The 12,766-nt window shown below is 69.2% G+C and carries 12 protein-coding genes; 10 read left to right on the forward strand and 2 right to left on the reverse strand.

The window, feature by feature from the left end:
* Positions 1–34 precede the first annotated feature (34 nt).
* From SOM13_RS02980 to dnaE, 6 genes are all read left to right on the forward strand, one after another.
* Positions 35–568, forward strand: coding sequence for a cell division protein SepF (locus SOM13_RS02980; RefSeq protein ID WP_192060440.1), 534 nt, complete (start codon positions 35–37; stop codon positions 566–568).
* An 80-nt stretch (positions 569–648) separates the two neighbouring features.
* A complete protein-coding gene (locus SOM13_RS02985) occupies positions 649–942 on the forward strand; it encodes a YggT family protein (RefSeq protein WP_192060439.1) in 294 nt (97 codons plus the stop codon).
* A gap of 230 nt (positions 943–1,172) precedes the next feature.
* Positions 1,173–1,919 (forward strand): DivIVA domain-containing protein, encoded by a 747-nt coding sequence (locus SOM13_RS02990; RefSeq protein ID WP_192060438.1) that lies wholly within the window; start codon positions 1,173–1,175, stop codon positions 1,917–1,919.
* 4 nt (positions 1,920–1,923) lie between these two features.
* Positions 1,924–2,535 (forward strand): signal peptidase II, encoded by a 612-nt coding sequence (lspA, locus tag SOM13_RS02995; RefSeq protein ID WP_243213981.1) that lies wholly within the window; start codon positions 1,924–1,926, stop codon positions 2,533–2,535.
* Positions 2,532–3,455, forward strand: a complete 924-nt coding sequence (locus SOM13_RS03000; RefSeq protein ID WP_192060437.1) for an RluA family pseudouridine synthase — start codon at positions 2,532–2,534, stop codon at positions 3,453–3,455. Before lspA ends, SOM13_RS03000 begins: the two co-directional genes overlap by 4 nt.
* 98 nt (positions 3,456–3,553) lie before the next feature.
* On the forward strand, positions 3,554–7,015 hold the full coding sequence (gene dnaE / locus SOM13_RS03005; RefSeq protein ID WP_192060601.1) for a DNA polymerase III subunit alpha: 3,462 nt from the start codon (positions 3,554–3,556) through the stop codon (positions 7,013–7,015).
* A 39-nt stretch (positions 7,016–7,054) separates the two neighbouring features.
* Here dnaE and SOM13_RS03010 read toward each other — a convergent pair whose 3' ends face one another.
* Positions 7,055–7,591, reverse strand: coding sequence for a flavin reductase family protein (locus SOM13_RS03010; protein WP_320477231.1), 537 nt, complete (start codon positions 7,589–7,591; stop codon positions 7,055–7,057).
* 89 nt (positions 7,592–7,680) lie between these two features.
* Between SOM13_RS03010 and hisD the strand changes: the two genes are divergently transcribed.
* The 3 genes from hisD (at position 7,681) to SOM13_RS03025 (ending at position 10,577) form a co-directional block, all read left to right on the forward strand.
* Positions 7,681–8,991, forward strand: a complete 1,311-nt coding sequence (hisD, locus tag SOM13_RS03015; RefSeq protein WP_243213983.1) for a histidinol dehydrogenase — start codon at positions 7,681–7,683, stop codon at positions 8,989–8,991.
* Between the two features lie 63 nt (positions 8,992–9,054).
* Positions 9,055–9,537 carry a transcriptional regulator NrdR gene (nrdR, locus tag SOM13_RS03020; RefSeq protein WP_320478880.1) on the forward strand — a complete coding sequence of 161 codons (483 nt, stop codon included), beginning with the start codon at positions 9,055–9,057 and terminating at the stop codon, positions 9,535–9,537.
* Positions 9,534–10,577 carry a quinone-dependent dihydroorotate dehydrogenase gene (locus SOM13_RS03025; protein WP_320478881.1) on the forward strand — a complete coding sequence of 348 codons (1,044 nt, stop codon included), beginning with the start codon at positions 9,534–9,536 and terminating at the stop codon, positions 10,575–10,577. The genes nrdR and SOM13_RS03025 overlap by 4 nt, the downstream gene beginning before the upstream one ends.
* A gap of 118 nt (positions 10,578–10,695) precedes the next feature.
* Here SOM13_RS03025 and SOM13_RS03030 read toward each other — a convergent pair whose 3' ends face one another.
* Entirely contained in the window at positions 10,696–11,274 is a 579-nt protein-coding gene (locus tag SOM13_RS03030; RefSeq protein WP_192060432.1) for a DUF3043 domain-containing protein, read from the reverse strand.
* A gap of 41 nt (positions 11,275–11,315) precedes the next feature.
* On the opposite strand from SOM13_RS03030, the gene SOM13_RS03035 reads away from it, so the two are divergent.
* A complete protein-coding gene (locus SOM13_RS03035) occupies positions 11,316–12,734 on the forward strand; it encodes a dipeptidase (protein WP_192060431.1) in 1,419 nt (472 codons plus the stop codon).
* Positions 12,735–12,766 lie beyond the last annotated feature (32 nt).

Here is a 12,766-nt window from a genome sequence, read left to right on the forward strand (position 1 = left end):
GTCGGGGGAGACGTCCACGATCCGGAGGAAACACATGGCCAACCCGCTGCGCAAGACGATGGTCTACCTGGGCCTCGCCGACGAAGAACTCGAGTACGACGAGCAGACGCCCGCCGCTGCCGCTCCGACGCAGCCCGCCCGCCAGCCCTCCGCCGCGGCGACGTCGCCCGTGGCTCCGGTCGCCCCGGTGGCCGCACCGGCTCCCACCGCACCTCGCGCTCCCGTGACGCCCCTGCGTCGCGCCTCGACCACCACCACGACGAAGAACACGGTGCCTCACGACATGAACGAGATCCTCACGGTCCACCCGCGCGAGTACAAGGACGCCCAGGCGATCGCCGAGAGCTTCCGCGACGGGATCCCCGTCATCATCAACCTCTCGCAGATGACCGAGGCCGACGCCCGTCGTCTCGTCGACTTCGCGAGCGGCCTCTCGCAGGGGCTGTACGGCAAGATCGAGCGCGTCACCAACAAGGTGTTCCTGCTCTCGCCCGCGCACATCGCCGTCAGCGGCGAGCAGGCTGAGGTAGAGTCCGACATCGAGGCGTCCTTCTTCGCCCAGTCCTGACGGGTCGAGGCGCCGCCGCCACGCCGTCCTCTCTGAACGCGGTACGACCGCGCCGACTCGTGTGAGCTGATGACACCCCGATGATCGTTTCTCTGATCGCCACGATCGCCTACTACCTGCTGCTCCTGTTCTTCCTGATGATGTGGGCTCGCTTCGTCCTCGACCTGGCTCAGTCGTTCAGCCGCGGGTGGCGACCTCGCGGCCCGGTCCTCGTGCTCGCCGAGGTGACCTACACCGTGACCGACCCGCCCATCAGGGCGGTGCGGAAGGTGCTGCCGCCGGTGCGACTCGGCTCGGTCGCCCTGGACTTCGGCTGGAGTCTGATCATGCTCGCCGTCATCATCCTCATGAGCGTGACGTCCTACCTCCGCTGACGGCGGCACGCCGCGTCGCTGCACCCGCATCTCTGATGTTCGCTACGGTATACATGAACGTCGGGTGCCCCGACCGGCTCCGAGACTCCGTCCCGGCGTCTCGCGGCACCACAGCAGGACCCATGCGACAGCACGACCCATACGTCGGTCACGCCACACGGCGACCGGTACAGACCACGATCGACTGAGACCACGATCAATCGATCCACGAGATTCACGAGGTGACGGCAATGGCTTTGACGCCTGAAGACGTAGTCAACAAGCGGTTCCAGCCGACGAAGTTCCGCGAGGGCTACGACCAAGACGAGGTCGACGACTTCCTCGACGAGGTGGTCGCAGAACTTCGTCGCCTCAACCAGGAGAACGACGAGCTGCGTCAGCGTCTCGACTCGGGCGAGTCCCGCGACGACGAGGGCCAGGCGCCTGCTCCGGTCTCCGCCGTCGCAGCGCCTGTCGCGCCGACTCCGGCCTCGGTCCCCGCACCCGAGCCCGCACCGGCCCCCGAGCCTGCTGTCGCCGCGGTCGTCGCACCCGCCGCGCCGGCCTACGTCGGTCCGTCGGCCGACGAGACCGAGAGCACCAACAACCTCCTGCAGCTGGCTCGCCGCCTGCACGAAGAGCACGTCCGCGAGGGCGTCGAGAAGCGCGACGCGCTGATCGCCGAGGGTCACTCCACCGCGGCACGCGTCGTCGCCGAGGGCGAGGCCAAGAAGCGCGAGCTCGTCTCCGACGCCGAGACCCGAGCCCGCGACGTCGTCCAGACGGCCGAGGCCGAGAAGCGCGAGACCCTCGAGAAGCTCGCCACCGAGCGCACGGGACTCGAGCGTCGCATCGACGACCTCCGCACGTTCGAGCGCGACTACCGTCAGAAGCTCAAGAGCTACATCGAGGGTCAGCTGCGCGAGCTCGACGGAGAGTCGACCGGCGAGAACCAGCCGGTCGCTCCCGCCAGCGCGCAGGGCTTCGGGTCCAACTAAGGTCTTGGCACCCGACACCCCCTCGACGAAGGTCAGCGTCCGCCTCCTGGCGGCGCTGGCCTTCGTCGCTGTCTGCGTCTACGCGGCAGACCAGCTCACCAAGCACCTCGTGACCACGACGATGACCGAGGGCAGCACAATCGACGTCGTCGGCACCTTCTTCCAGCTCCACTTCGTCAAGAACCCGGGCGCGGCGTTCTCTCTCGCCAGCGGTTCCACCTGGATCTTCTCCCTCGCCGCCGCGGCGGTCGTCGTGGCGATCATCGTCTTCGCCCGTCGCATCCGCTCGAGCGCCTGGGCCGTCATGCTCGGCATGCTCCTCGGCGGCACGCTCGGCAACCTCACCGACCGTCTCTTCCGCGAACCGTCGTTCGGCATGGGGCACGTGATCGACTTCCTGTACTTCCCGGACCTCCTGCCGGCCATCTTCAACGTCGCCGACATCTTCATCGTGTCGAGCATGGGCCTGCTGCTGCTGCTGACCCTCCTCGGGGTCAACCTCGACGGCACCCGTGTGCTCTCGAAGAAGAGACAGCGCGAGCTCGATCGCGAGGCGGAGGACGCCGCGTCGACCGGCACCGCGCCTCCTGTCGACGCCCCGGTGGACCGCTCGTGAGCGAGTACCGTTCGCTGCCCGTGCCCGACGGTCTGGCAGGCGAGAGGGTCGATGCGGCCCTGGCCAAGCTGCTCGGCTTCAGCCGGACGTTCGCCGTCGAGGTCGTGAGCGCCGGAGGCGTGACCGTCGACTCCCGAACGGTCGGCAAGTCCGACCGGCTCGAGGCGGGCTCATGGCTCGAGGTCGAGTGGACCCCGAGAGAGGGCCCCTCGATCGTCGCACTCGACGTGCCCGGCATGGGCATCGTCCACGACGACGACGAGATCGTCGTGGTCGACAAGCCCGTGGGGGTCGCCGCCCATCCGTCCGTCGGCTGGACGGGTCCGACCGTGCTCGGCGGTCTCGCGGCCGCGGGTTTCGCCATCGCGACCTCGGGCGCCGCCGAACGGGCGGGGATCGTCCACCGACTCGACGTGGGCACCAGCGGTCTCATGGTGGTAGCCAAGACGGAGCGCGCCTACACCGTGCTGAAGCAGGCCTTCCGCGAGCGGACGGTCGACAAGATCTACAACGCCGTCGTGCAGGGGCACCCCGATCCCCTGACCGGGACGATCGACGCTCCGATCGGCCGTCATCCGTCGTCGGACTGGAAGTTCGCCGTCGTCGTCGACGGGAAGCCCTCCGTCACGCACTACGAGACCGTCGAGGCCTTCCCCTCGGCCTCCCTGCTCGAGATCCATCTCGAGACCGGGCGGACGCACCAGATCCGCGTGCACATGTCGGCGCAGCGCCACCCCTGCGTGGGCGACACGACGTACGGGGCCGACCCGACGCTGTCCGCCAAGCTCGGGCTGACCCGGCAGTGGCTGCACGCCGTGAGTCTCGGATTCCGGCACCCGGGCACGGGCGAGCAGGTCGTCTACCGGTCCGACCATCCCGCCGATCTTCGACACGCGCTCGATGTCCTCGGTGAGAGTTAGGCTGTTCCTCCAGCAGTCAGATCCACCATCAGACGGGGAGCCTCTTGGCCTCGAGCAACGACTCATTCGTCCACCTGCACGTCCACAGCGAGTACTCGATGCTCGACGGTGCCGCGAGGGTCACACCGCTGGTCACGGAGGCCGCCGCGCAGGGCATGCCCGCCGTGGCGGTCACCGACCACGGCAACGTGTTCGGCGCCTTCGAATTCTGGAAGTCCGCGACCGACGCCGGCGTGAAGCCGATCATCGGCACCGAGGCCTACATCACACCCGGCACGCACCGCAGCGACAAGACGCGGGTGCGCTGGGGCGACGGCGGTCGTGACGACGTCTCGGGCGCCGGCGCGTACACGCACATGACCCTGCTGGCCGAGAACACCGGGGGCATGCACAACCTCTTCCGGTTGTCGTCGAGGGCGTCGCTCGAGGGGTACTACTTCAAGCCCCGCATGGACCGCGAGCTGCTGTCCCAGTACGGCAAGGGGCTGATCGCCACCACGGGCTGCCCGAGCGGCGAGGTGCAGACCCGCCTTCGACTGGGTCAGTACGACGAGGCCGTCAAGGCCGCCTCCGACTTCCGCGACATCTTCGGGCGTGAGAACTACTTCGCCGAGATCATGGACCACGGTCTCGGCATCGAGCGGCGGATCATGGGCGATCTGCTCAGACTGGCGAAAGACCTCGATCTGCCCCTCGTGGCGACGAACGACCTGCACTACACCCACGAGCACGATGCGACGAGTCATGCGGCGCTGCTGTGCGTGCAGTCCGGCTCGACGCTGAACGACCCGAACCGCTTCAAGTTCGACGCCGACGAGTTCTACCTCAAGACCGCCCAGCAGATGCGTCACCTGTTCCGCGACCACCCCGAGGCCTGCGACAACACGCTGCTCATCGCCGAGCGATGCGACGTGCAGTTCAACACCTCCGCGAACTACATGCCGCGCTACCCCGTGCCCGAGGGTGAGACGGAAGAGACCTGGTTCATCAAAGAGGTCGAGAAGGGCCTCGTCTACCGCTACCCGAACGGGATCCCCGACGACGTCCGCAAGCAGGCGGAGTACGAGATCGGCGTCATCGCCGGCATGGGGTTCCCCGGGTACTTCCTCGTCGTCGCCGACTTCATCAACTGGTCGAAGGAGAACGGCATCCGCGTCGGGCCGGGTCGAGGCTCGGGCGCCGGTTCGATGGCGGCCTACGCCATGCGCATCACCGACCTCGACCCGCTGCGGCACGGCCTCATCTTCGAGCGGTTCCTCAACCCCGACCGCGTCTCGATGCCCGACTTCGACGTCGACTTCGACGACCGTCGCCGGGGCGAGGTCATCCAGTACGTCACCGAGAAGTACGGCGACGAGCGGGTGGCGCAGATCGTCACGTACGGCACCATCAAGGCCAAGCAGGCGCTGAAAGACAGCTCGCGGGTGCTGGGATTCCCGTTCGGGATGGGCGAGAAGCTCACGAAGGCCATGCCTCCGGCCATCATGGGCAAGGACATCCCGCTCACCGGCATCTTCGACAAGCAGCACGACCGGTACAAAGAAGCGGGCGACATCCGTGCGGTCGTGGAGTCCGATCCGGAGGCGCGCACGGTCTTCGACACGGCACTCGGACTCGAGGGCCTGAAGCGGCAGTGGGGCGTCCACGCCGCCGGTGTCATCATGTCGAGCGATCCGCTGCTCGACATCATCCCCATCATGAAGCGCGAGCAGGACGGTCAGATCGTCACGCAGTTCGACTACCCCGCCTGCGAGTCGCTCGGTCTGATCAAGATGGACTTCCTGGGGTTGCGGAACCTCACGATCATCAACGACGCCCTCGACAACATCAAGACGAACCGCGACTTCGACCTGGTGCTCGAAGACCTCGAGCTCGACGACGCCGGCGCCTACGAGCTCCTCGCCTCGGGCGACACCCTGGGCGTCTTCCAGCTCGACGGCGGGCCGATGCGCGGTCTGCTCCGCCTGATGAAGCCCGACAACTTCGAGGACATCTCGGCCGTCATCGCGCTGTACCGACCGGGACCCATGGGTGCGAACTCGCACACGAACTACGCCCTTCGCAAGAACGGGCTGCAAGAGATCACGGCCATCCACCCCGAGCTGGAAGAGCCCCTGTCCGAGGTCCTCGGCGGCACCTACGGTCTGATCATCTACCAGGAGCAGGTGATGAGCGTCGCGCAGAAGCTCGCCGGCTTCTCGCTCGGTCAGGCCGACATCCTGCGGCGCGCGATGGGCAAGAAGAAGAAGTCCGAACTGGACAAGCAGTTCGCGGGCTTCTCGCAGGGCATGGCCGACAACGGCTACTCGCCGGAGGCCGTGCAGAAGATCTGGGACATCCTGCTGCCGTTCTCCGACTACGCGTTCAACAAGGCGCACTCGGCGGCCTACGGCGTCGTCTCGTACTGGACGGCCTATCTGAAGGCGCACTACCCCGCCGAGTACATGGCCGCGCTGCTGACGAGCGTCGGCGACTCGCGCGACAAGCTCGGTCTCTATCTGAACGAGTGCCGGCGGATGGGCATCAAGGTGCTACCACCGGACGTCAACGAGTCGATCGGGTTCTTCGCCGCCGTCGGCGATGACATCCGCTTCGGCATGGGCGCCGTGCGCAACGTGGGGTTCAACGTCGTCGATCACATCATCGCCGCCCGCCAGAAGGAGGGCGCGTTCACCACGTTCCACGACTTCCTGCGCAAGGTGCCGCTGCCGGTGACGAACAAGCGCACGGTCGAGTCGCTGGTCAAGGCCGGAGCCTTCGACACCCTGGGCTCGACTCGACGGGCGCTGGTCGAGGTCCACGAGTCGGCGGTCGAGGCGGCGGTCAGCGAGAAGCGCGCCGAGGCGAACGGCCAGGTCGGCTTCGACTTCGACAGCCTGTGGGACGAGCCGGCCGACGTGCAGCAGGTGCCCGAGCGACCGGAGTGGTCGAAGCGCGACAAGCTCGCCTTCGAGCGCGACATGCTGGGTCTCTACGTGTCGGACCACCCGTTGGCCGGGCTCGAGCTGCCCTTGGCGAAGCACGCCCAGACGACGGTCACGGATCTTCTGGCGAGCGACGCCTCGATGGACGGCGAGACCGTCACCATCGCGGGGCTGATCACGAGCGTGCAGCACCGGGTCGCGCGCAACAGCGGCAACCCGTACGGCATCATCACCGTCGAGGACTTCGGCGGTGAGATCACCGCGATGTTCCTGGGCAAGACCTATCAGGAGTTCGGCCCGACGCTCGTCGGCGACTCCATCATCGTCCTCAAAGGCCGGGTCAGCCTCCGCGACGACGGCATGAACCTTCACGCGGTCAGCATGTTCAGCCCCGATCTCGGCGCCGGCGTCAACCACGGGCCCCTCGTGCTGCAGATGCCCGAGTACCGTGCGACCACCGACACGGTGACGGAGCTGGCCGCGGTGCTCGGGCGCCACTCCGGGGGCACGGAGGTGCGCCTCCGTCTGCTCAAGGGCGACAACGCGCGCACCTTCGAGATCCCCATGCCGGTCGACATCACGGCCGACCTGTTCGGCGAGCTGAAGAGCCTGCTCGGCCCGGGCTGCCTGGTCTGAACCGGGCCACCGGTCGGTCGGTCGAACGGTGGCCCGGTCCTACTGGTCGACCGGCCGGCCGGGTGTGAGGTATCGGCGGTCGTGGTAGAGCAGGGCGTCGTCGTCGAGACCCGTTCCGCCGCCTTCGACACGGACCACGACGACGGCGTTGCCCTCGACAGGGAGTCGCTCGACGATGCGACCGCTGAACCAGGCCGTGACGCCCCGCATCAGTGGGAGTCCACCGGGCCCCACGAGCCAGTCGTCGTCGTCCGCGAAGCGCATCGCCGCCGGCCCCGCCATGCGCCGAGCAGCCTGCTCGTTCCGCGCGCCGAGCAGATGCACGATCACATCCTCGACCTCGGACACCGCACGCCAGGAGCTGGCCGTGCGGGCCATGTTGAAGGTCGCCAACGGGGGACTCGCGGCCAGAGAGGCCAGGGAGGTGGCGGTGAAACCCACCGGGCTCCCGTCGGACGCGCGGGTCGTCACGATGGCGACCCCGGCGGCGTGGCGGCGGAAGGCCTCGCGGAAGGCGAGGACGTCCTCGCCCGGCGATTGGGCGGGGCGGGGGTCCGCCTGCTGGGGCTCCGTCATGACAGGGGTGCGCCTCCTCGGCTTCGAGCGTCGTCTCCGGCGGTGCCCTCAGGACCTCGAGGCGGCACCATGACTAGGCTGGGGCGGTCATGATCCAGACCACAGACCTCCGCGGAACACACCCTACCCACGCCGACCTCCTCGACCTCGTACCCCGTGCGCGGGCGGACGTCAGCACCGCCTCGGAGGCCGCGGCGCGCCTCGTCGCCGATGTCCGAGAACGGGGCGCCGACGCGCTGCGCGATCAGGCCGAGCGCTTCGACGGCGTCCGCACCGAGACGTTCCGGGTGTCGGCCGACGAGATCGCCGCCGCCGTCGCGGGGCTCGATCCGCTCGTGCGCGAGGCGCTCGAGGAGTCCATCGCCCGCGTCACCGAGGGCAGTCGGGCGCAGATCCCGGCGGGCACGGTGACCCGGCCCGCCGACGGCGCCGTCATCGAGCAGCGCTGGCAGCCCGTGACCCGCGCCGGCGTGTACGTGCCCGGCGGCAAGGCCGTCTACCCCTCGAGCGTCGTCATGAACGTCGTGCCGGCCCAGGTCGCGGGCGTCGAGTCGATCGCGGTGGTGAGTCCCGCCCAGCGCGAGTTCGGCGGCGGGGTCCACCCGGTCATCCTCGGCGCCGCAGGGCTGCTCGGCGTCGACGAGGTCTACGCCATGGGCGGGGCGGGGTCGATCGGCGCGTTGGCCTACGGCGTTCCCGAGATCGGCCTCGAGCCGGTCCAGGTCATCACCGGGCCGGGCAACAACTTCGTCGCGGCGGCCAAGCAGATCGTCCGCGGCCACGTCGGGATCGACGCCGTCGCCGGCGCCACCGAGATCCTCGTCATCGCCGACGGCTCGGCCGACCCTGTGCTCGTCGCCGTCGACCTCATCAGTCAGGCCGAGCACGACGAGGAGGCCGCCGCCGTCCTCGTCACCGACTCCGCCGACCTCGTCGACGAGGTGCAGCGCGAGCTCGAGCGTCTGGTGCCCCTGACGATGAGCGCCGAGAGGGTCCGGGTGGCACTCGCCGGGCGGCAGTCGGCCCTCGTCATCGTCGACGACATGACGGCCGCCGTCGCCTTCAGCAACGCCTACGGCCCCGAGCACCTCGAGATCCAGACCCGCGACGACGAGTCCGTGCTGCGGTCGATCACGAGCGCGGGCGCCGTCTTCGTCGGGAGCAGCACGCCGGTCAGTCTCGGCGACTACCTCGCGGGCTCGAACCACGTCCTCCCTACCGGCGGGCAGGCGCGATTCTCGTCGGGTCTGGGCGCCTACACGTTCCTGCGTCCGCAGCAGATCGTCCGCTACGACGAGTCGGCCCTGGCCGTCGTCGCCGACCGCCTCGTCGCCCTGTCGCGCGCCGAGCTCCTGCCCGCGCACGGCGAGGCCGTGGCGGCACGCATCCGACGCCCCTGACCCGCGCCGCCGGTTCCTCCCCTCGACAGGGGAGGCCCCTGCTCCCAGTACGCTGAGGGCACCATGTTCTGTCCCTTCTGCCGTCATCCCGATTCCCGCGTCGTCGACTCGCGCACCAGCGACGACGGCACGTCCATCCGGCGACGCCGCCAGTGCCCGCACTGCAGTCGGCGTTTCAGCACGACCGAGACGGCCAGCCTCAACGTCGTGAAGCGCAACGGGGTGCTCGAGCCGTTCAGCCGCGAGAAGATCATCTCCGGCGTGCGCAAGGCCTGCCAGGGTCGACCCGTGACCGACGGTGACCTGGCCGTCCTGGCCCAGCGGGTCGAGGAGGCCGTCCGCGCCAGCGGCACGTCGCAGATCGAAGCCAACGACATCGGCCTGGCGATCCTGCCCCCGCTGCGAGAGCTCGACGAGGTGGCCTACCTGCGGTTCGCCAGCGTCTACCAGGCGTTCGACTCGCTCGACGACTTCGAGGCCTCGATCGCGACGCTGCGCGAAGAGCACGCCGGGCGGCCCCGCTCGACCCGATCGGTCGACGAATGACGACCCCGTACCGGCTCCTGTTCGATCTCGTCCTGTCGAAGCTCGACCCCGAAGACGCGCACCACCTGGCGTTCCGGGTCATCCGCGCCGTCCCCCGGCTCGGACTCGCGCCGCTCGCGAGGCGGTTCACCGCGCCGCACCCGTCGCTGGCCGTCTCGGCGCTGGGTCTCCACTTCGACTCCCCGTTCGGCGTCGCGGCGGGCTTCGACAAAGACGCCCGGGGCATCGCCGGGCTCGGAGCGCTCGGCTTCGGGCACGTCGAGGTCGGCACCATCACCGCCCGGCCGCAACCCGGCAACGAGCGCCCTCGGCTCTTCCGGCTCGTCCCCGACCTGGCGGTCGTCAACCGCATGGGGTTCAACAACGGAGGCGCGCAGCAGGCCGCGACGGAGCTCGCGAAGGCACGGAGCGCCTCCCGCCGTCCGGTCGTCGGGGTGAACATCGGCAAGAGCCGTGTCGTCGACGTGGACGACGCGGTCGACGACTACCTGGTCAGCACGAGGCTCCTCGCGCCGTTGGCGGACTACCTGGCGGTCAACGTCAGCTCGCCCAACACGCCGGGCCTCCGGGGGCTCCAAGAGCTGGATCGACTGGGCCCGCTGCTCAGCGCGGTCGCCGAGGCAGCAGGGTCGACTCCCGTCCTGGTGAAGATCGCGCCCGACCTCGACGACGAGGGCATCCGCACGATCGGCCGACTCGTCGGCGACCTGGGGCTGGCGGGGGTGATCGCCACGAACACGACGCTGTCGCGCGAGGGGCTCGAGACCGACGCGAGCGTGGTCGAGGCGGCCGGTGCCGGGGGGCTCTCCGGTGCGCCCCTGGCGGCACGTTCGCTCGAGGTGCTGCGACTGCTCGTCGACGCCGTGCCCGAGGGCACCTGCATCATCTCCGTCGGGGGAGTCACCTCCGCCGCCGACGTCGACGAACGGCTGCGCGCCGGTGCGACTCTGGTCCAGGGGTACACCGCGTTCCTCTACCGGGGTCCGCTCTGGGCCCGTCAGATCAACCGGGGCCTCCGCAGGCTCCGCTCCCGTCGTTGACGTGGGCGTGATCGGACCGTCGGTCGCCTGATCGGCCGTCACGGCCCCGCACGACGACGCCGCCCCTCCTCTCGATTCTCATCGAGAGGAGGGGCGGCGTCGTGGAGTCGGAGAGGCGTCAGACCGTCGGGTACTGACCGCGCTTGATCTGCGGCTTCGGCATGCGCATGGGCTTCATCTGCATGGCCCGCATGGCGGCGTACCACTTGTTGCCCCGCTGGACGTTGCCGGCACCGTACTTCTCGGTGAGCTTCGACGTGACCAGGCGACCCACCACGAGGCAGTCGATCACGGCGACGATGAAGAAGCCCCAGAGGACGAAGAGGGTGATCATCTGGATGGCGGCCACCTGGATGATGCTCATCACGATGACGAGCACCATGATCGGGATCATCGCCTCGCCGACGCTGTACCGCGCGTCGACGTAGTCGCGGATGAACTTGCGCTGCGGGCCCTTGTCGCGTTCGGGGAGGAACTTCTCCTCGCCGTTGGCCATACCCACACGCTGCCGCTCGCGTACCTCGGCGAGGCGGGCCCGCTGGGCCTTCTGCGCCTCCTTGCCGGTGGCGACCAGAGGACGTCGGTTCGCCTCCTCGCGCTCGCGCCTGGTCGGCGTCGGGCGACCCTTGCCGATCGTCGTCGATTCGGGGTCGACGACCTGCGTCGACGAGTCGGTCTTGTCTTCTGCCTTGGCCACGGATATTCCTCGGGGTTGAACGAGTTCCTAAGATTACCTGCATGACCGACTCGCAGCACCCCGTCCGACCGACCGACCCTCGTACTGTCAGCGAACTCGCGGAGGCCGTGCACGCCGGGCTCCCATCGACGATCGCCGATCTCTCGTCGCTCGTGCGCATCCCCTCCGTCTCGTGGGACGCCTTCGACCCCGCCCACGTCGCGGAGAGCGCCGAGGCCGTCGCCCAGCTGGTCCGCGAGACGGGCCTCTTCGACGAGGTGACGGTCAGCCGGGCTCCGATCGGCGACACCGGCGCGACCGGTCAGCCTGCCGTCCTGGCCCGTCGGGAGGCGCGCGACGGCAAGAAGACCGTCCTGCTGTACGCGCACCACGACGTCCAACCCCAGGGGGACGACGCGCACTGGGACACTCCGCCCTTCGAGCCCACGCTGAAGGGCGACCGCCTCTACGGTCGCGGTGCGTCCGATGACAAGGCCGGCGTCATGACCCACGTCGCCGCGCTCCGTGCCGTCCGCGAGGTCGTCGGCGACGACCTCGGCGTGGGCGTTGCCCTGTTCATCGAGGGCGAGGAGGAGTTCGGCTCGAGGTCGTTCGCGGACTTCCTGGCGCAGCACCGCGACCAGCTGGCCGCAGACGTGATCGTGGTGGCCGACTCCGACAACTGGAGCACCACCGTCCCGGCCATCACCGTGGGGCTCCGGGGCAATGTGACATTCCGACTCACGGTCCGCACCCTCGCCCACGCCTCGCATTCGGGGATGCTCGGCGGTGTCGTCCCGGACGCCATGATGGCGATGGTGCGCCTCCTGGCCTCGCTCCACGACGACGACGGCGGCGTGGCCGTCGCCGGTCTCCGCAGCCGCGACGCGCAGCACCCCGAGCAGTCGGAGGAGACCCTCCGGGAGGAGTCCGGCCTTCTCGAGGGCGTCCGGACGATCGGACACGGCCCCCTCCTGAGCCGGGTGTGGTCGCAGCCGTCGATCACCGTCACGGGGATCGATGCTCCGACCGTCGCGAACGCCTCCAACACGCTCTCGCCCGAGGTGTCCGTCCGCATCAGCGCGCGCGTCGCCCCGGGGCAGCCCGCGGCCGAGGCCTACGAGGCGCTGCGCGAGCACCTGCTGACGGACCCGCCGTTCGGTGCGCATGTCTCGATCGACGACGTCGACACGGGGGACCCGTTCCTCGTCGACACGAGCGGGCCGGCGATCGCCGACGTGACCGTGGCGATGACCGAGGGCTGGGGCGAGGCGCCGGTCCAGACCGGCATCGGAGGCTCGATCCCGTTCATCGCCGACCTCGTGAAGACCTTCCCGCACGCGGAGATCCTGGTGACCGGCGTCGAAGACCCCGACACCCGCGCGCACAGCCCCAATGAGTCGCAGCATCTCGGGGTGCTCCAGAAGGCCATCCTCACGGAGGCCATCCTCATCGCACGACTCGACGCCGAGATCCGCTGACCGGATCATCGACCCGGGGGAACAAATCCCCG

It is taken from the genome of Frigoribacterium sp. CFBP9030, assembly GCF_034045195.1.
Taxonomy (GTDB): domain Bacteria; phylum Actinomycetota; class Actinomycetes; order Actinomycetales; family Microbacteriaceae; genus Frigoribacterium.

Bases quoted from the DNA above. Each gene is read 5' to 3' on its own strand.
- SOM13_RS03010 (WP_320477231.1), bottom strand. From the start codon at position 7,591: ATGACGGAGCCCCAGCAGGCGGACCCCCGCCCCGCCCAATCGCCGGGC.
- SOM13_RS02990 (WP_192060438.1), top strand. From the start codon at position 1,173: ATGGCTTTGACGCCTGAAGACGTAGTCAACAAGCGGTTCCAGCCGACG.
- SOM13_RS03025 (WP_320478881.1), top strand. From the start codon at position 9,534: ATGACGACCCCGTACCGGCTCCTGTTCGATCTCGTCCTGTCGAAGCTC.
- nrdR (WP_320478880.1), top strand. From the start codon at position 9,055: ATGTTCTGTCCCTTCTGCCGTCATCCCGATTCCCGCGTCGTCGACTCG.
- dnaE (WP_192060601.1), top strand. From the start codon at position 3,554: ATGCTCGACGGTGCCGCGAGGGTCACACCGCTGGTCACGGAGGCCGCC.
- SOM13_RS02985 (WP_192060439.1), top strand. From the start codon at position 649: ATGATCGTTTCTCTGATCGCCACGATCGCCTACTACCTGCTGCTCCTG.
- SOM13_RS03035 (WP_192060431.1), top strand. From the start codon at position 11,316: ATGACCGACTCGCAGCACCCCGTCCGACCGACCGACCCTCGTACTGTC.
- SOM13_RS02980 (WP_192060440.1), top strand. From the start codon at position 35: ATGGCCAACCCGCTGCGCAAGACGATGGTCTACCTGGGCCTCGCCGAC.
- hisD (WP_243213983.1), top strand. From the start codon at position 7,681: ATGATCCAGACCACAGACCTCCGCGGAACACACCCTACCCACGCCGAC.